The sequence below is a fragment of the Bacillus sp. EKM202B genome (assembly GCF_011066025.1).
Classification (GTDB): domain Bacteria; phylum Bacillota; class Bacilli; order Bacillales; family Bacillaceae_G; genus Bacillus_A; species Bacillus_A toyonensis.
On record NZ_JAAMNK010000025.1, the window covers coordinates 37,556 to 56,833 of the forward strand.

The 19,278-nt window shown below is 36.9% G+C and carries 21 protein-coding genes; all 21 read right to left on the reverse strand.

Annotation, left to right across the window (positions count from 1 at the left end; genetic code table 11):
* Nucleotides 1-90: 90 nt before the first annotated feature.
* Nucleotides 91-837: a DNA repair protein RecO gene (gene recO / locus G9F74_RS23075; RefSeq protein ID WP_000487005.1), complete on the reverse strand. Its 747-nt coding sequence runs from the start codon at nucleotides 835-837 to the stop codon at nucleotides 91-93.
* A gap of 33 nt (nucleotides 838-870) precedes the next feature.
* Nucleotides 871-1,014: a YqzL family protein gene (locus G9F74_RS23080; protein ID WP_000883923.1), complete on the reverse strand. Its 144-nt coding sequence runs from the start codon at nucleotides 1,012-1,014 to the stop codon at nucleotides 871-873.
* A 172-nt stretch (nucleotides 1,015-1,186) separates the two neighbouring features.
* The gene (gene era, locus G9F74_RS23085) at nucleotides 1,187-2,092 is read right to left on the reverse strand and encodes a GTPase Era (RefSeq protein ID WP_001080234.1); all 906 of its coding nucleotides are present in this window, start codon (nucleotides 2,090-2,092) and stop codon (nucleotides 1,187-1,189) included.
* Complete coding sequence (locus G9F74_RS23090; protein WP_001086291.1) at nucleotides 2,085-2,483, reverse strand: cytidine deaminase; 399 nt, start codon at nucleotides 2,481-2,483, stop codon at nucleotides 2,085-2,087. Before G9F74_RS23090 ends, era begins: the two co-directional genes overlap by 8 nt.
* 98 nt (nucleotides 2,484-2,581) lie before the next feature.
* Nucleotides 2,582-2,935 (reverse strand): diacylglycerol kinase family protein, encoded by a 354-nt coding sequence (locus G9F74_RS23095; protein WP_000715513.1) that lies wholly within the window; start codon nucleotides 2,933-2,935, stop codon nucleotides 2,582-2,584.
* On the reverse strand, nucleotides 2,932-3,402 hold the full coding sequence (gene ybeY, locus G9F74_RS23100; RefSeq protein WP_000054674.1) for an rRNA maturation RNase YbeY: 471 nt from the start codon (nucleotides 3,400-3,402) through the stop codon (nucleotides 2,932-2,934). The genes G9F74_RS23095 and ybeY overlap by 4 nt, the downstream gene beginning before the upstream one ends.
* Nucleotides 3,399-5,543 (reverse strand): HD family phosphohydrolase, encoded by a 2,145-nt coding sequence (locus G9F74_RS23105; protein WP_000091506.1) that lies wholly within the window; start codon nucleotides 5,541-5,543, stop codon nucleotides 3,399-3,401. The genes ybeY and G9F74_RS23105 overlap by 4 nt, the downstream gene beginning before the upstream one ends.
* A 185-nt stretch (nucleotides 5,544-5,728) precedes the next feature.
* Nucleotides 5,729-6,688: a PhoH family protein gene (locus tag G9F74_RS23110; protein ID WP_000840526.1), complete on the reverse strand. Its 960-nt coding sequence runs from the start codon at nucleotides 6,686-6,688 to the stop codon at nucleotides 5,729-5,731.
* A gap of 3 nt (nucleotides 6,689-6,691) precedes the next feature.
* Nucleotides 6,692-7,891, reverse strand: coding sequence for a sporulation protein YqfD (yqfD, locus tag G9F74_RS23115; RefSeq protein WP_000792486.1), 1,200 nt, complete (start codon nucleotides 7,889-7,891; stop codon nucleotides 6,692-6,694).
* A 176-nt stretch (nucleotides 7,892-8,067) separates the two neighbouring features.
* Nucleotides 8,068-8,361: a sporulation protein YqfC gene (gene yqfC, locus G9F74_RS23120; protein ID WP_000732262.1), complete on the reverse strand. Its 294-nt coding sequence runs from the start codon at nucleotides 8,359-8,361 to the stop codon at nucleotides 8,068-8,070.
* A gap of 108 nt (nucleotides 8,362-8,469) precedes the next feature.
* Nucleotides 8,470-8,913 carry a GatB/YqeY domain-containing protein gene (locus tag G9F74_RS23125; protein WP_000054576.1) on the reverse strand — a complete coding sequence of 148 codons (444 nt, stop codon included), beginning with the start codon at nucleotides 8,911-8,913 and terminating at the stop codon, nucleotides 8,470-8,472.
* Nucleotides 8,914-8,928: 15 nt separating this feature from the next.
* A complete protein-coding gene (gene rpsU, locus G9F74_RS23130) occupies nucleotides 8,929-9,102 on the reverse strand; it encodes a 30S ribosomal protein S21 (protein ID WP_000048061.1) in 174 nt (57 codons plus the stop codon).
* A 287-nt stretch (nucleotides 9,103-9,389) separates the two neighbouring features.
* On the reverse strand, nucleotides 9,390-10,742 hold the full coding sequence (gene mtaB / locus G9F74_RS23135; protein WP_000108698.1) for a tRNA (N(6)-L-threonylcarbamoyladenosine(37)-C(2))-methylthiotransferase MtaB: 1,353 nt from the start codon (nucleotides 10,740-10,742) through the stop codon (nucleotides 9,390-9,392).
* Between the two features lie 6 nt (nucleotides 10,743-10,748).
* Nucleotides 10,749-11,498, reverse strand: coding sequence for a 16S rRNA (uracil(1498)-N(3))-methyltransferase (locus G9F74_RS23140; protein ID WP_001190139.1), 750 nt, complete (start codon nucleotides 11,496-11,498; stop codon nucleotides 10,749-10,751).
* A gap of 144 nt (nucleotides 11,499-11,642) precedes the next feature.
* Entirely contained in the window at nucleotides 11,643-12,581 is a 939-nt protein-coding gene (gene prmA / locus G9F74_RS23145) for a 50S ribosomal protein L11 methyltransferase (RefSeq protein ID WP_000872123.1), read from the reverse strand.
* Between the two features lie 28 nt (nucleotides 12,582-12,609).
* Nucleotides 12,610-13,719, reverse strand: coding sequence for a chaperone protein DnaJ (gene dnaJ, locus G9F74_RS23150; RefSeq protein WP_000043955.1), 1,110 nt, complete (start codon nucleotides 13,717-13,719; stop codon nucleotides 12,610-12,612).
* Nucleotides 13,720-13,923: 204 nt separating this feature from the next.
* A complete protein-coding gene (dnaK, locus tag G9F74_RS23155) occupies nucleotides 13,924-15,759 on the reverse strand; it encodes a chaperone protein DnaK (protein WP_016109107.1) in 1,836 nt (611 codons plus the stop codon).
* Between the two features lie 26 nt (nucleotides 15,760-15,785).
* A complete protein-coding gene (gene grpE, locus G9F74_RS23160; RefSeq protein WP_016109108.1) occupies nucleotides 15,786-16,352 on the reverse strand; it encodes a nucleotide exchange factor GrpE in 567 nt (188 codons plus the stop codon).
* A 114-nt stretch (nucleotides 16,353-16,466) separates the two neighbouring features.
* Nucleotides 16,467-17,483 (reverse strand): heat-inducible transcriptional repressor HrcA, encoded by a 1,017-nt coding sequence (gene hrcA, locus G9F74_RS23165; protein ID WP_000954961.1) that lies wholly within the window; start codon nucleotides 17,481-17,483, stop codon nucleotides 16,467-16,469.
* A gap of 133 nt (nucleotides 17,484-17,616) precedes the next feature.
* Nucleotides 17,617-18,756, reverse strand: a complete 1,140-nt coding sequence (hemW, locus tag G9F74_RS23170; RefSeq protein ID WP_000249450.1) for a radical SAM family heme chaperone HemW — start codon at nucleotides 18,754-18,756, stop codon at nucleotides 17,617-17,619.
* Nucleotides 18,757-18,807: 51 nt separating this feature from the next.
* Complete coding sequence (locus G9F74_RS23175) at nucleotides 18,808-19,182, reverse strand: winged helix-turn-helix transcriptional regulator (protein ID WP_016109109.1); 375 nt, start codon at nucleotides 19,180-19,182, stop codon at nucleotides 18,808-18,810.
* Between the last annotated feature and the right edge of the window lie 96 nt (nucleotides 19,183-19,278).

Genomic DNA, 19,278 nt, shown 5'->3' on the forward strand with positions numbered 1-19,278 from the left:
GAAAAAAGTTATACTATCTCTTAAATATTATATACTAAATATGCTATTCGAAAAAGAAAGTATGTAAAAAGGACCGTATACGGCCCCAAATTATATTTGAAACTTATCAAGTTGCTCTAGGAAACGTCTTGATTTCAAATAAATTCCGCAATATTCATCATAATATGTATTCAATACTAAGCGCATTTGTTTTTTTGTGCTATCCTTCACTGATACATTGCCGAGCCTATGTAAATCGAAATGGAAGAAAAGACGTAACAATTTATGTACAGCTTCTCCCACCGGTATACGATACGGATCTTGCTCCGCATGACGTGAGCACAGAAAACCGCCTTCCCTGACAGAGAAGGCGACAAAATCTGTTTCTTGATGACAAATCGCACATGTATCAAAATACGGGCGCATCCCTAATACAGGAAGCATTTTCGTTTGATAAATTAATGATAATACTTCTGGATCAACACCCTCACACATATAATGCAACGTTTGATATAACATTTCAAATAAGTACGGATTATGTTTTTTATCTTCTGTTGCTTTATCAGTTAACTCAACAACAAATGATGCATAAGCAGTTAAAAATATATCCTCGCGAATTTCTTTCATAGTTGAAATAATCTCGCCTTGTTGCAAAGTTCCAAGCCCAGATCCCACTTGAATAAGAAAATGCCCATGTGTCATAAGTTGCGAAACAGATGCTAACCGACTTTTCGGTTTTTTCGCTCCTCTTGCCATTGCACTTATCTTACCGAATTCTCTTGAGAATATTGTAACAATCTTATTCGTTTCTCCGTAATCTGTCGTACGGATAACGATGCCCTCAACTTTTTGAAACATGTTCGTCACCATCCAAGGTTTGAACAAAACGGGTCAAGAAATTGGAGAGTCTAGATGCGCTAGCTCCTCATCATGTTGATCCATCTCATCGTTTACGTCTTTTTCCATCTCTTTTAAAAGCAAATACGTTTCAATGCTTCCTGTTTTGGAGAAAAACTTCCAGGTAAAATCTAGCATAAGAATCCACCTTTCTCAATAAGCGTAGCCTATAAACCAATTTCCTTTGTTATTAAATTGACCCATTTTGTCCATTTTCATGTGAGAAAAATTTTTCCTAATTTATTAAAGTTTACAAAAACCAATAATCAGCGGATGAGCAAGCATCCACTGATTACAGCCTTATTTTATTTTAGTACTCGTCTTCGCGGAAACCAAGATCACGAAGCTGAGACATCTTATTGCGCCAATCTTTTTGTACTTTTACCCATACCTCTAAAAATACTTTAGAACCAAGAAGTGCTTCAATATCAAAACGAGCTCGTTTCCCGACTTCTTTTAACATCTTCCCTTGTTTCCCAATAATAATTCCTTTTTGTGATGCACGTTCAACAACAATCGTTGCATTTATATAAACTGCACCGCCCTCACGCTTCTGAATTGCATCAATAACAACCGCTACAGAATGTGGCACTTCTTCACGTGTTAAATGTAGTACTTTTTCACGAATAAGCTCTGCAATAATAAATCGCTCCGGATGATCCGTTACTTGATTATCTGGGTAGTATTGCGGTCCTTCTGGTAAATATTTTTTAATTGCTCCAATTAACGCTTCTACATTATTACCGTCTAATGCAGAAATTGGTACAATCTCTGCAAACTCATGTAGTTTACGATATTGATCAATTAACTCTAATAATTGCTCTGGATGAACTTGGTCAATTTTATTAATTACCAAAAATACCGGTTGTTTCGTTTCTTGTAATTTCTCAATAATGAATTCCTCACCACGACCAAATCCTTCAGTTGCATTGACCATAAACAGAACAATATCAACTTCTTTCAATGTCGTTTGAGCCATCTTCACCATGAAGTCACCTAGTTTATGTTTCGGTTTATGTATTCCTGGTGTATCAATGAAAATTACTTGTGAATCATTTTCTGTATATACGCCTTGAATTTTATTACGAGTCGTTTGTGGCTTGTCACTCATAATGGCAATTTTTTGGCCGATAATACGATTTAAAAATGTAGATTTCCCAACATTCGGTCTGCCAATAATAGAGACAAAACCTGATTTATAACCTTTTCTATTCATGTAAATCCTCCGCTAAAAATGCTCCTGGTAACAATTCTCCGACTGTCGTCTCTTGAACGTCACCATGTAAATTTGATAGGTATACTTTCGTATCCTGTTTACATAATTCTACCATAACTTGTCGACATGCTCCACAAGGAGGTACTGGGCGTTTTGTATCTGCTACAACCGCAATAGCTACAAACTCTTTATCCCCTTCAGAAACTGCCTTAAATAAAGCAGTTCTTTCTGCACAGTTGCATAAGCCATAGGATGCATTCTCAACATTACAGCCACGATATACTTTTCCATCGTGCGTTAATAATGCTGCACCTACTTGAAATTTTGAATATGGTACGTACGCTTGTTTACGCGCTTCGATTGCTTCTTGAATTAATTGTTTACTATTCATATCCCGCATCCTTCCTGTTCACAGCTGTGAATAGATACACTCTCTCACTAAAGGCCTTTATAGCACTTCCAAGGCTTAATAAAAGCTTCGGAATGCAACTATACCACATACGGTACAAAGATAATAGCACCAATTATAACGGCTATAACTGCAAAGAGTAAAACCGCTCCTGCTGCGACATCCTTTGCAATTTTCGCAAATGGATGTATATCAGCAGTCACTAAGTCTACTGTTTTTTCCACAGCCGTATTTACCATCTCTAAACCCATTACAATCCCTATCACAATAAGTAATACCACCCACTCTATTTTCGTAATATGGAAATAAAAGCCGCAGCATATAACAATGACTGCGGCTAAATAATGAATTCTCATATTTCTTTCATGACGAAGACAAAAGAATATACCAGCTATAGCATATCCAAAACTATCTAAAAGTTTTCCTTTTTTCATCGTCCTAATCCAAATGCTTCTAAAATTTCTTTTTGTCTTCCAAACATTTCTTTTTCATCTTCTTCTGTCATGTGATCATAACCAAGCAAATGTAAAAAGCCATGTAACGCTAAAAACCCAAGTTCCCTATCAAAAGAGTGTCCATATTCTTCAGCTTGCTCTTTCGCTCTTGGAATAGAAATAATAAGATCTCCTAACATACGCGGCATCTCCGCACCGACAATTTCCATTTCACCTTCTCCCATTTCTTCCATAGCGAAAGAAATAACATCCGTAGGCTGATCCTTATCTCGGTAATCACGGTTTATTTCACGAATACGTTCATTATCTACAAACGTAACCGATAATTCTGCCCCTTCTTCTATGTTTTCCATTTGAGCTGCTTTCTCTACCAGCTCTCGAATCAAACTTATATAATCGTCTTTCACTTCTTCTGTTTCATCAATAAAATCAATTAATAAACTCATTCTTTCTCCTTCTCTTCCGGTAGTTCCGGATATGTAATACGCGAATGGAAAATACCATTTAACGTCTCGCATAACGTTTTTCCAACGATTTGTAGCTCTTTAAATGTCAAATCACATTCACTAAATTGTCCATCTTGCAAACGATCTTTAATAATACTTTGCACTAAATTATTAATTTGATCTGGCGTTGGATGATTCATAGAACGCACCGCGGCCTCTACACTATCAGCAATCCCAACAATCGCCGACTCTTTAGAAGTTGCTTTGGATCCTGGATAACGGAACATCTCTTCTGTATATTTTTCTTTATCTTCTTTAATCGCCTTATAGTAAAAATATTTAAGTAACGTTGTACCATGATGTTGTCCAGCAATATCAATAATTTCTTGCGGAATATGGTACTCTTCTAGCATCCTCACCCCGTCCGTTACATGAGCGATAATAATATCTTTACTCGTTACAGGGGCGAGTTTATCATGTGGGTTTTCAATCCCCATCTGATTTTCAATAAAGAACTGTGGTTGTACCGTTTTTCCTACATCATGATAATACGCCCCTACACGGGCTAATACACCATTTGCCCCGACTGCTTCACAAGCAGCTTCAGAAAGATTCGCTACCATTACACTATGGTGATATGTCCCTGGCGCTTCTAGCAAAATCTTACGCAAAAGCGGATGATTTGGACTTGATAGTTCCATAAGCTTCATACTTGATACAATGCCAAGTCCACTCTCTAAATATGGTAAAATCCCCATAGCTAACACCGAAGAGATAATCCCTGAAACAGAAGCCATCAATAATTGTGTACCAATTTCAAGAGGCGAAAAATTCCCATTACGCAACAATAATAACGCTGCCAATACGACCACATTTAACACAGAAACGAGTATACCCGCTTGTAAAATCATCGTACGACGATTTTTTTCTCTCAAGAAAATACTAACTGATAGTGAACTTAGTAACACATAGATCCCCACACTATAATTCAGGGTGCTCGTTACTCCTTCATTAAACATAATGCTTCCGCATACAGAAAAAATCATGCTTGTTAAAAAAACAAATCGATCACCAATCATTAGTTTTACAAGTATTGTTCCCATTGCAACTGGAACGACATACGCGATCCCTGCATATTCAAGCTTTTGGAACAAGCTAATGATTTTCATTAAAACGATCGTGATCGACAAAATGGTAATGTACGCTAAAATATACGGTCTATCTTCCCTTTTCCGTTGTAAAAATACTTCAAATTGCTTATGCATAAAGTACAATAGCACACCAATGAGTACCGCTAATCCAACATAGGGTTGAAAACTGTTCCCTTTTTCTAACAGACCAACTAATTTCAACTGATTGTACATATCACTTGAAATCGTTTCACCTTCTCTAACAAGGACTTGCCCTTGAAGAATATAAACAGGTGGAACTAAATCTTCTTCCGCTTTTCTCTTCTCTTTTGTTAAGGTCGGATCATAAAAATAGTTTGCAGAAATCGCATATTTCCCTAACGCCTTAATAGATTCCTTTAAACCATTATCAACATTAACACTATTCATCTCACTTACATATCGTTCCTTCGCATCCTTCAATTCGTCCATTTTAATATGCTCAGTCATGATACTATTAATAGCTGTAACTGCTGCATCTTTTGCTAATACTAATTGGTTCGAATCTGCATTAATTAAGTTTAGTAAGTTTGAATCAGATAATTCTTTCGTTAAATCAGTAGGCAATTTTTTTTTCAACTTGTCCACTTTTTCAGCATCAGTAATCTTTTTTTGCTCATCCGGTCCAACCGCTTTGATCTCTTGTATCACTTCATCTACTTTAGCAAAGACGTCATTCACAATATCCACTTTATTTTGTTTATACTCACTTTTATATGTATATTGATCTTCAACTTTTGTAGCGGCTTCTTTTTTCTTTTTGTCCGTTGTAACTTTATCTTCAATTTTAATAGGAGAATGGATTGTTTTTTTCGCAATAGAATATGTTGTAACATCTAATTGCTCTGGTTTTACATTATTCATAAGTGCAAAAAACAGCACTGCTCCTAATAAAACGTAAGAAATCCAACTTAGTTTTTTCGAATGTTGTAAATTACGAAACCACTTAGAAATTTCTTGAGATCTTGACATGATTTCAATACCTTCTCCTCTCCAGAAATAAAGTGAAACTATTTATAGCTTTCGTTTCTTCTAACAAGCGACACTTTTAGAATCATACGTCATTTATCGCTTATACTCTTCTTCTTTCATGATAGTAAAAAAATTGCTATTCGCCAACCTTATCATACAAAAAGAAATGATCCTGACAAATAGGATCATTCCATTTTATCATACGCCTCAATAATACGTTGCACTAACGGATGTCTCACAACGTCGCTTTGCTCTAATGTAATGAACGAAAGTCCCGATACACCAGATAAAACATTTGTAGCAATAGAAAGACCTGATTTTGCCCCTTTTGGCAAATCTACCTGCGAAGGATCCCCTGTTATAACCATTTTAGAACTAAAACCTAATCTTGTTAAAAACATTTTTATTTGGACACCAGTTGTATTTTGCGCTTCATCTAAAATAACAAATGAATCATCAAGCGTACGCCCTCTCATATAAGCAAGAGGCGCGATTTCAATTACACCTCGCTCCATCATACGCTGCGTATATTCTTGTCCAAGAATATCGTGCAGTGCATCATACAATGGACGTAAATATGGATCTACCTTCTCTTTTAAATCCCCTGGTAAAAAACCTAAACTCTCTCCAGCTTCTACAGCAGGCCTTGTTAGAATAATTTTCTTTACATACCCTTGTTTTAACGCTCTTACAGCCATTACTACAGCTAAGTACGTTTTTCCAGTTCCAGCAGGTCCTATCCCAAATACAATATCATTCTTCTTCATCGCATGAATATATCGTCTTTGTCCCATTGTTTTTACACGAATAGATTTACCCTTTGCCGTTTTAAAAATTTCTTCTTCATATAACTCTTCAAATTGAGCAATTTTCCCTTGTTGTGCGAGCTGAATTGCATACGCAACATCTCTTTCTGTAATGGATACACTTTTACGAATAACAACAAGTAATTGCTGTAAGATTTTTTCTACGAGTGTCACGTTTTCATCTGCCCCAGACACATGAACTGTTTCACCTCTAGTTACGATAGATACATTAAGTTCTCGTTCCATTACTTTTAAATGAGCATCATTGACTCCAAAAAGAGCGATTGCTTCGTTAGTATTTTCCAATTGTTGGTTCATTTCTACTAATTGTTCTGCCATTACTCAGTCTCCTTGAATATCGGATTCGGATATCGGTTGTGACTCTGCAATATTTTCAATTACAGTATAATGCAATGTAACTTTTAGTTGATCCGCCTCAACCTCTTTACTCAAAATCTTATCACTTACAATCATAGCATGTTCATCCAATTTTTTCTTTAGTTCTTTTTCAGCCATCTCTTTCGCTACTTTCAATGCCTGTTTTTCTGTGTATTCTCGATTCGCTTCTTCCTCTTCTCGTACAATATCTTTTTCATATGCAATCGGTAATGTAAAACCAAATAATTTCACATCATGTTTTACATGTTCAGTACGAGAGCGTTTATACTTATCATGTTGAAATCCCCATATTTTTATTTTTGCACTCCCAAACTTAAGAAAGTATTCATTATACGCATTACCAGTATACACTTGAAATTGTGTTTTCAGCGGCACACTCACCTCGGATGTATACCAAGTTTCTCCATATACAATACCTTTCGCCGAAACAACTGACGGGTTTTCCTCATTACCATATATACCTGATACAAGAAGTTGTCCTTTTTCAACATGGTCATTTTTCATAACGACTGGTTTTCCAACCTCTACAAACGTTTTTGTAATAATTGCTTCTTTTTTTGCCACTAAATTTTGTGGATGCTGTTCCTTTTCTTTTTTCGGCTCGTTTTTTTCCACAATTTTAAAATGATAGGTGGTCCCTCTTACTTCCAGCCCCGCCCAAGTAATCGCATTAATATTGTCCGTCAAATGGCGTTGCACATCTTCTACACTAGGCATTTGAAACTGTAGTTTTCCTTTCTTAATACCCATTTTATCCAATTCTTTCATCAATATATATTCTGTTTCAGGTTTCGCTCCTGTAATCTCAATTTTCCAAACCATATTTGACATTGCAATCATACCAAAAAAGAAAATTAAAAAACCGATTAAAAACCCACTATTTTTAATTAAACGCTTATTCCAAAAAGGAAAACCGTAGCGTCCAATGAAATATAATTTGCATTCATTTTTTCTATAAATTGGTTTTAATTTTTTCACATCGCGTAACAACATACAAAAAACTAACGTTTCATCAGCAATCTTCTTAACATCCCAAACTAATAATTTTCTACGTACGCATTCATTAACGAACCGTTCCGCTCCTCTACCTTCAATTCGTACTTTTACATATCCAAGCCACTTTATAAACCATTTATTTTTCATCTACTACCTCCACTACCTTTCCCAAAAGTAGACATACTACTTTTCACTTTAATTAGCAAAATAGCTCGTACGAAAATGATATAAAGAATTTTACTGCCCATAAATAGCGAGATAACTGAATAGTAAGGTCGAATCACGAGAATAAAGAAGAAAAACTTCACATACGGAAGTTTCCCTCACTCTTTTTGCTTTTCACTTTCTAAAAACATCACTTGCTCAATGATCCCTTCAAGCAAAAGCTCCTCTGGAAGGATTGTTTTAATAACGAAGGATTGCCCCTTAATTAATAATTGACCATGTTTTAGCAACAATCTTACTTCTTTATCTGAAAACACTAATAAACCTTGATGATTTTCTATATAGATATGCACTTGCCCAACAAGCGTGATCCGAGGTAGATCCATTAGCACATCCACTGGCAGGTCTATTTGCTTCGTTAACCAATTCTTCATTTGTTCTAATTTTTTCATCTTAAAAGACCTCCTCTCATCCCATATGTATGAAAAAAGAGCTTGTAATATCACGTCCAAACTGAAAAAAAGCATAAAAAAACGTCTCATACGAAATGAGACGTTTTTTTATGCTAATAGCTGGATAACCAGCTTATTCACAAGTGATCCGTCTGTTTTACCTTTTACTTTCGGCATAACAGCAGTCATCACCTTACCCATATCTGCTTTTGATGTCGCACCAACTTCAGAAATAACTTGCTTGATTACATCAATCAGGTCTTCTTCAGTTAATTGCTCCGGCAAATATGCGCTTAAAATCTGAATTTCACTTTGCAGTTTATCAACAAGGTCTTCACGACCAGCTTTTTTAAATTCAAGGAGGGAGTCCTTATACTGTTTTACTTCACGAGCTAAAACTGTTAATTCCTCTTCTTCTGTAAGAGTATGTTGCAGTTTAATACCTTCATTTTGTAAAGCAGCCTTAACCATACGAATAACGGTTAATTTTTCTTTTTGTTTATTCTTCATCGCTTGTTTCATATCATCGTTTAAACGACCGAGAAGACTCATAACTTACACCCTCTCTTAGAATTTACGCTTTCTTGCCGCTTCAGATTTCTTCTTACGTTTTACACTTGGTTTTTCATAAAACTCGCGCTTTCTTGCTTCAGCAAGTGTACCAGTTTTAGAAACCGATCTTTTAAAACGGCGAAGTGCATCCTCCAAAGACTCGTTTTTACGAACGACTGTTTTTGACATTCTCTTTCCCTCCCTCCGAAACATCACACTTACATACTAACTTCAGCATGCAAAAAGAAACACTTCTTCAGCATGTCTTTTACGATTATAATACATTTTATCACTTCAGGTCAACTATTTGACAGAATAAAAGAGGAATAGATGCTCTTCCTTTTTTAAAGCTATGCAAATAGCTATCATCCTTTTCCACTGAAAACAACTATATTTTTATCATTGCACCTTTTCAACACTTAACTTTTCCATGAAAAAAGAAAGCATGCAAACCGTTTCCGTTTGCATGCTTTTTTTTACGCGCTCGCTGATTCTTTTTTCACATCATCTTCAATAACACGAACAAATTGCGCTTCGTTATATGGATAACCAGCTTTCGTAATTTTCACTTTCACTAGCTTACCAATTAATTCTTCTGACCCTTCAAAGACAATTTTCAAATAGTTATCTGTATAACCTACATATAACCCTTCACGATCGCCATCTTTAAATTGCTCTTCCGGGATAATTTCAAGTACTTCTCCTTCAAACTGTGAAGCATACTCTTTCGCTAATTGATTAGATAGTTCAATTAGACGGTGAACACGATCATTCTTCACATCTTCAGGAACTTGATCTTCCATACGCGCTGCAGGTGTTCCCGTACGTTTTGAATAAGGGAATACGTGTAACTCAGAGAAGCGATTCTCTTTAATGAAATTGTACGTTTCCATAAATTCTTCTTCTGTTTCACCTGGGAAGCCAACAATTACGTCTGATGTAATCGCAAGACCTGGTAACGCTTCTTTCAAACGATCTAAACGCTCTTGGAAAAATTCCATTGTATACTTACGACGCATACGTTTTAATACAGTATTAGATCCTGATTGCAACGGAATGTGCAAGTGGCGTACAACTACTTCAGATTTGTCTAACACTTCAATTACTTCATCTGAAATTTGACTCGCTTCAATAGAAGAAATACGAAGACGTTTTAATCCACCTACTTCTGCTTCCATATCACGAAGTAATCCAGCTAAGTTATAATCTTTAATATCTTCACCGTATCCACCTGTATGAATACCAGTTAATACGATTTCTTTATAGCCTGCATCCACTAATTGCTGCGCTTGTTTAATAACTTCTTTTCCATCACGAGAACGCATTAAACCACGCGCCCAAGGAATAATACAGAACGTACAGAAGTTATTACAACCTTCTTGTATTTTTAATGAAGCACGTGTACGATCCGTGAAATATGGTACATCAAGTTCTTCGTATACACGTGTTTTCATAATGTTACGGACAGCATTAATTGGTTGACGCTCTTTACGGAATTCTTCGATGTATCCTAACATCTTTTCACGATCTTGTGTACCAACTACAATATCTACACCTGGAATTGCCATAATTTCAGCTGGAGATGTTTGCGCATAACATCCCGTTACACAAATAACCGCATCTGGATTTTGACGCACAGCACGTCTAATTACTTGACGGCTTTTTTTATCTCCAGTATTTGTTACTGTACATGTATTAATAACATATACATCAGATTTCTTTTCATATTCAGTTCTTTCATAACCACCTTGTTTAAACAATTGCCAAATAGCTTCTGTTTCATAGTGGTTTACTTTACAACCTAACGTGTGGAACGCAACAGTTGACATTGATCATCACCCCATCAATTCAAAATGATAAGAAGCAGCACTTAACGCATAAAGCGGTGCCGTTTCCGTTCTTAAAATCCTTGGTCCTAAACTACATAGTACAAATTTATGTTCACGAAGCGCCGTAATCTCTTCCTCAGCTAAACCGCCTTCTGGGCCAAATACAATTAATAGCTTTTGACCTGGTTTCATTGTCGTTAAAGCTTTCGCAAAATTAGATTTCTCGCCTTGTTTTGCTTCTTCTTCATACGCAACAAGACAAACATCATACTCACCACTCATTGAAAGCAATTGCTTAAACGATGCTGGAGCATGTACTTCTGGAACTTCACTTCTATGCGATTGTTCCGCAGCTTCTTTCACAATTTTTCTTAAACGCTCAACTTTTTTATCAGCTTTTTTCGCATCCCATTTTACGATAGAGCGAGATGCTTGAAATGGTAAAAATGCGGCTGCCCCAAGCTCGGTTCCTTTTTGAAAAATTAACTCTAGCTTGTCTCCTTTTGGCAGTCCACTTGCAATCGTCACGAACACAGGAAGTTCACTTGATGCCTCTACCCATTCTACAATAGCTGTCTCAACAAATTCACTGGTAATTTCATCAATTGAACATACTGCTGTTTTTCCGTTTACACAGCAATAAATGTGATCACCAGCTGACATACGCATTACTCTCGCAATGTGATGTACATCATCACCTACAATGCGAATCTTTGCTTCACTTACATGTTTTTCTTCTACAAAATAACGTTGCATATAATCACCTTAGTAGAGTTTCGTTCCTTTCGTAAGTCAACACTTACGAAAAGAACGAAACGTTATCATTTTTCATATAACAAACGGCAAGTCCCTCACCTTATAGTGAGAGACTCCCCTTTTCATTATAAACTAAAATCTATATTACGCATTTCGTGCAATAATTGCTACCCAATCATCCATTCGTAATACTTCTTCAATTGTAAATCCAGCTTTTTCTAACGCCTCAGAAATTACTTTTTCTTTCGCTGCAATAATACCAGATGTAATGAATAATCCACCTGATTTTACAACTCGTGCTGCATCTTCAGGGAATAGAAGAATAATTTCTGCTAATAAATTCGCTACGATTAAATCAACAGGTCCTTCAATACCTTCTAAAAGACTATTTTGTCCAACAGATACGATATCATCTGTTTTATTTAAACGTACATTCATTTCCGCACTTTCCACTGCAACTGGATCTAAATCGTATGCTTGAACAGAAGACGCACCTAATTTTGCCGCTGCAATACTAAGTACACCTGAACCCGTTCCTACATCAATGACAGTATCACCTGATTGAACTGTTTTTTCTAAAGCACGAATACACATCGTTGTTGTTGGATGAGTTCCTGTACCAAACGCCATACCCGGGTCTAATTCAATGATTTTTTCATCCAGAGAAGATGGTGTGTATTCTTCCCATGTCGGTACGATTGTGAATGTATCAGAAATTTGTACTGGATGGTAATACTTTTTCCAAGCAGTAGCCCAATCTTCTTCATTGACTTCGTTAATGGTAATATTTCCAGTACCAATTTCAATGTCGTAAGATGGAAGCACATCAATAGATGATTTTACACCCGCAATCGTTTCCTGTAAAGAATCCGTTTGTGGGAAATATGCTTTTACTAATACACCCTCTGCCGGGTATTCATCTGGGTTCAATGCATAAATTTCACCATATTGTTGCTCGCGCTCTTTCGTCAACTCTGCTGGATCCTCAATTGCAACTCCACTAGCACCAGCTTCATGTAAAATATGAGAGACAGCTTCTACTGCTTCTTCTGTTGTATGAATACTAACTTCTGACCATTTCACAATTTACCAACTCCATTTTTTATTTCCATTATTCCCCTTTGAAAGCACGTTTAAGCTTTCCGAATAAACTATCATCCTGCTCTTCTTGCCCTGCAAATTCACGTAATAAATCTTTTTGATGTGAATTTAATTTTGTTGGTACAACAACACGAACGACTACATATTGATCTCCTTGACCGTATCCACGTACGTTTGGAGCACCTTTTCCTTTTAAGCGGAATTCTGTTCCTGTTTGTGTTCCTGCTGGAATTTTCAGCTTCACTTTCCCATGAACAGTAGGAACTTCTACTTCAGCACCAAGTGCCATTTGCGCAAATGTTAATGGCATTTCGCAAATAATATGATCACCTTCACGCTCGAAGAATTCATGATTTCTTACATGAACAACTACATATAAATCTCCTGCCGGTCCACCATTTACGCCCGCTTCACCTTTTCCAGATACACGAATTTGTTGGCCATTATCAATACCAGCTGGAATCTTAACGTTAATTTTTTTACGCTTACGTACTTTACCTGAACCGTGACATGTCGTACATTTTTCTTTAATCATTTGACCAGTTCCTGAACAATGACCACAAGCTTGACGGTTTACAATACGACCAAACGGTGTATTTTGTTCTACACTTACTTGACCTGATCCTGAACAATGTTTACATGTTTCTTTTGAAGTTCCTGGTTTTGCCCCGCTACCTTTACAAGTATCACATGGATCTTCTACTGGAATTTCAACGTTTAACTCTTTACCAAAAATAGCTTCTTCAAAGTCTAAAGTGACTTGATATTGTAAGTCAGCACCTTGGCGCGGAGCATTTGGATCACGACGTCTGCCGCCACCGCCGCCGCCAAAGAACGAACTAAAGATATCTTCAAAACCAAAGCCACCGCCGAAGTCTCCTCCGCCACCGAAGCCTTGATTTGCACCAGCATGACCAAATTGATCGTACTGCGCACGCTTTTGATCATCGCTCAACACTTCGTATGCCTCTTGTACTTCTTTAAACTTTTCAATTGCATTTTCTTCTTTACTTACGTCTGGATGGTATTTTTTAGCCAAACGACGATACGCTTTTTTAATTTCATCTTTTGAAGCGCCCTGGCTAAGCCCAAGGACCTCATAATAGTCTCGTTTACTCATAAATTTGCAACCCCCGAATCTTTCACATAAACGTAATTTTAACACCGAAAGAAAGTGCTTTGCAACAAAGTTTCCTCACTTACAGTATGCAAGCTAAAAAACTTAAGATCCTCACACATTTCTCCTCATTTATGAAAAAAGCCAAAGCCAAGGCACGCTTGACTTTGACTTTTTGTCATCTTACTTATTATGTTTGTACTTAAATTACTTGTCTTCTTTTACTTCTTCAAATTCAGCGTCTACTACATTATCTTTTTTCGCGCCAGCGTCTTGTGCTCCTTGTGCACCTTCTGCTTGCCCTGCAGCTGCTTGAGCTTGCTCGTATAATTTAACGCTTAATTGTTGTACGATTTCTTGTAAAGCATCTTTTTTCGCACGGATTTCATCAAGATCGTTTTTCTCAATTGCCGCTTGCAACGCTTCTTTCGCTTCTGTCGCTTTTGTAACCTCAGCCGCATCTACTTTACCTTCTAAATCTTTTACAACTTTATCTGTTTGGAATACAAGTTGGTCAGCTTCATTACGAAGTTCAACTTCTTCCTTACGTTTTTGGTCAGCGTCAGCATTTGCTTCTGCTTCTTGTACCATACGATCTACTTCTTCATCAGAAAGACCTGAAGATGATTGAATTGTAATAGCTTGCTCTTTGCTTGTTCCTAAGTCTTTTGCACGTACGTTAACGATACCGTTCGCATCAATATCGAATGTTACTTCGATTTGTGGAATACCACGTGGTGCTGGTGGAAGATCCGTTAATTGGAAACGACCTAATGTTTTGTTGTCAGCTGACATTGGACGCTCACCTTGTAGTACATGAATGTCTACTGCCGGTTGGTTATCAGCAGCTGTTGAGAATACTTGTGACTTACTTGTTGGAATTGTAGTGTTACGCTCGATTAATTTCGTGAACACACCACCCATAGTTTCAATACCTAAAGAAAGTGGAGTTACGTCTAATAATAGTACGCCTTCTACATCACCAGTAAGTACGCCACCTTGAACCGCAGCACCTAATGCTACAACTTCATCAGGGTTTACGCCTTTGTATGGCTCTTTACCAGTTTCACGTTTAATAGCTTCTTGAACAGCTGGGATACGAGTAGATCCACCAACAAGGATAACTTTATCTAATTCACTTGGAGCAAAGCCAGCGTCTTTTAATGCACGACGAGTCGGCTCTAATGTTCTTTCAACAAGACCTGCTGAAAGCTCTTCGAATTTTGCTCTTGTTAACGTTAATTCTAAGTGTAATGGGCCAGCAGCTCCAGCACTAATGAATGGTAATGAAATTTGTGTTTGTGTTACACCTGAAAGATCTTTTTTCGCTTTTTCAGCTGCATCTTTCAAACGTTGAAGTGCCATTTTATCTTGGCTTAAATCAATGTTATTTTCTTTTTTGAATTCAGCTACTAAGTGATCGATGATAACTTGGTCAAAGTCATCTCCACCAAGGCGGTTGTCACCAGCAGTTGAAATAACTTCGAATGTGCCGTCTGCTAACTCAAGGATAGATACGTCAAATGTACCGCCACCTAAGTCATATACTAAGATTTTTTGCTCTTCATCTTGTTTTTCTAAACCGTAAGCAAGTGCTGCTGCTGTTGGTTCGTTAATAATACGCTCAACTTCTAAACCAGCGATACGACCAGCATCTTTCGTTGCTTGACGCTCTGCATCGTTGAAGTATGCAGGTACTGTAATAACAGCTTTCGTTACTGTTTCACCTAAGTATGCTTCAGCAGAAGCTTTTAAGTTTTGTAAAATGATTGCAGAAATTTCTTGAGGTGTAAAATCTTTACCTTCAACTTCTACTTTGTAGTCTGTACCCATATGACGTTTAACAGACATGATTGTATTTGGGTTTGTAATTGCTTGGCGCTTCGCAACTTCCCCAACTTGACGCTCTTCATTTTTGAAAGCTACAACAGAAGGTGTTGTACGGTTTCCTTCTGGATTTGGGATAACCTTTGGTTCTCCACCTTCCATAACAGCTACACAAGAGTTTGTTGTACCTAAGTCAATACCGATAATTTTACTCATGGCGAATCCTCCTACTTTTATGTAAATTATTGATTTACTTTTACCATTGATGGGCGAATCACACGGTCTTTTAGTTTATAACCTTTTTGGAATTCTTCAACTACCGCGTTTGATTCAAATTCACTGTCTTCCACTTGCATAATAGCTTGGTGTTCATTCGGATCAAACTGTTTACCAACAGCTTCAATCGCTTCCACACCTTCTTTAGTCAACGCTTCTAGCAATTGACGATGCACCATTTCCATACCTTGTAACAAGGATTTCGTTTGCTCGTCAGTCACTTCCACTTGCATCGCTCTTTCAAAATTATCAAGAGCTGGCAAAATATCTGAAACTAGACTTTGTGCTCTATATTTGTCAGCAGCCTGTTTATCCATTTGGACACGGCGCTTATAATTTTCAAAATCAGCTTGTAGACGTAATGTGCGACCTTCCGTTTCCGTTAGTTTCGCTTGTAACTCATCTACTTTTTCTTGTAAAAGAGCAGCCTCACTTTTTTCTTCTACAGTTTTTTCACTGTTTTCTGGCGTGACAGCTTCTTCAACTTGCGCTTCTTTCACTTCTTCTACCACTTGTTCGTTACGCTCTTCCACAATTTTCACCTCCTTAAAAGGTATTAGGTATCATGCTTAGCATGATTACCTAAGCATTATATATTACACACAGCAATGAAAATTTCATCACTTGAGCGAATGTATTACTCTCATTTACTTTTTAAGTCCGTCTGTAAACTGTCTTGTAAATAACTGCAGTAAACTAATTACACGAGAGTATTGCATTCTCGTCGGACCTAAAATTGCAATTGTTCCAAGTTGCTCTTCTCCAATCGAATACGTTGCAGAAATCAAACTGCAATCCTCCATTGCCGTAGAAGAATTTTCTCTACCAATTTTCACTTGAATTCCGACTTGTTTATGACGCAAAATGTCATAAAACGCAGCCTCATTATCAATCATCGTCAGCAAAGATCTTACTTTATGAATGTCATGGAACTCCGGTTGCGAAAGCATATTCGCTTTCCCTCCAAAGTATATCTTTTCCGATAACGGAACTTGAAATGTACCATCTAACATTTTTATCGCACTATCGTAATTATGAACATACCCACGTAAAACTGTAACAATCTCTTTAAAGATTTTATTATGAAGTTCTGCCATCGGTACACCAGATAGCTTTTCATTTAAAATGTTAACCATTTTTTCTAAATCTGATAAATCAACAGATTCCGGAACGGTAATCGTTTTACTTTGTACATGCCCTGTATCCGTTACAATAATAGCGACTGCTGTTTGACGATCAAGCGGCACAATTTGTACGTTTTTAAGTTTATTTGTGCTTAACTTAGGCCCTAGAACAATCGCCGTATAGCTCGTAAGCTCTGATAAAATTTGAGCAGATTGCTGTGCAACTTTTTCTGCTTCAAAAATTCTTTCAGCAAATAAATCTTTAATTTGTACAATTTCATCGTTCGGTAAGTTTTGCGGCGCTAAAAGATGGTCTACATAAAATCGGTATCCTTTCTCAGAAGGAACCCGTCCAGAAGAACTATGTGTTTTTTCAATAAAACCTAATTCTTCTAAATCAGCCATTTCATTTCGAATAGTAGCTGAACTAAATGTGATTTCTTCTTTTTTAGCCAACGTTCTAGACCCAACGGGCTGCGCTGATCCAATAAAGTCATCAATAATTGTTTGTAAAATTAAGAGCTGACGTTCCGTAAGCATCTCATCATCACCTCTGTTAGCACTCTTTGTCTTCGAGTGCTAAATCTATTAATAACTTACCAAAATTGACATTCAATTGTCAACGGAAACGTCACGAAATAATGAATTTTTTTCACGTTTATGAAACATTTAATTAGTCAATCAAAAATGACTGGAACACTTCATTCCCTAATAATTTCCCTTTTCGTGTTAAACGCACATATCCATCTCTTTCTTCAAGCAACCCTTGTTCTTGATTGCCTTGTAACTGCTTCGCGAAAACTTGATCCATCTCCATATTGAATTTCTTTTGGAATGCTATTTTAGAAACACCTTTTGTTTTTCGAAGTCCTAAAAACAACTCTTCTTCCATTTTTTCCTTCTCAGTCACTTCATGAACATCTAAATAAGGAAATCCTGTTTCATCAATTTTATTAAAATATTGCTTCAGCGGACCTACATTTTGAATACGTTCCCCATTTACATAACTATGAGCTCCAGCTCCAAAACCATAATACTCTTCATTATTCCAGTATGTGAGATTATGTCTACTTTTATTGTCACCTTTTGAGAAATTACTAATTTCATACTGGCTATAACCGTGTTTCTCCATTTCATCCATTACCATTTCATACATTTTCGCTTCATGGTCTTCACCCGGAAGACGCAATTTCCCTTTATTCATTAAGTTATAAAACACTGTTTTGGGTTCCACAATTAATGAATATGCCGAGAAATGTTGTACACCAAGCGTAAAAGCAATGTCTAATGTTTCCTTCACATCTTCTATCGTTTGTCCTGGCAAAGCATAAATAATATCTACATTAATATTTTTAAAGCCTACCTCTTGAGCTTCTCGAATCGCTAGGAATGCATCTTCCCTCGTATGCTTGCGCCCGATTTTCTCCAGCAGTTCATCACGGAACGTTTGCACACCAAAACTAATTCGATTCACTCCACCTTCTAGCAGTACATTCAACTTCTCTTTCGGCAGATCTCCTGGATTCGCTTCAAATGTCAATTCACAATTCGGAGCAAACGGACGCAAATGACGATTAATAATCTCGAGTAATTTTTTTGTCTGTTCCATATTTAATGCTGTCGGCGTTCCTCCACCAACAAAAATCGTTTTCATACTATCAAACGGTACTTTTTGAACCGTATTTATTATTTCTTTCTCTAAGTACTCTAAATATTGATCTACCGGTTGGCGTTCAATAAACACTTTATTAAAATCACAATAGTGACAAATATGCTGACAAAACGGAATATGAATATATGCAGCTTGTACCAAATATAACTCCTACCTTTCTAAAAAGAAAACCTCCGCACTCCGGAGGGTTCTCTACTTCTCTAACGTATTACGGATTTGTTCCATTCGCATTTTTCCCCAATCATACATCATTTCAACGATTGGTAAAAGTGACATGCCTAGTTCCGTCATATAATACTCAACACGAGGAGGAATTTCGGGATATACTGTTCGATCAACAATCCCATCTTCCATTAACTCTTTTAATTGGTTCGACAAAACTTTATGAGAAATGCTTGGGAATAACCGTTGTAATTCGCTAAAACGATGAGGCCCTTCCACACCAAGATGCCACAGTATCACAACTTTCCACTTTCCACTAATAATAGAAAGCGTCAATTCCTTTTCACAATTAAAATTACCTTTTTGTAGTTTCTCTTGAATATCTTTTCGAATATTTTCGGACATTAATAATCTCCTAACTCTGTATGAACTAAAAAGCTCTCTCACTATTGTAAATGAGAGATACTAAGATGTCTAAAAAGTAATGATACCGAAAAAAAG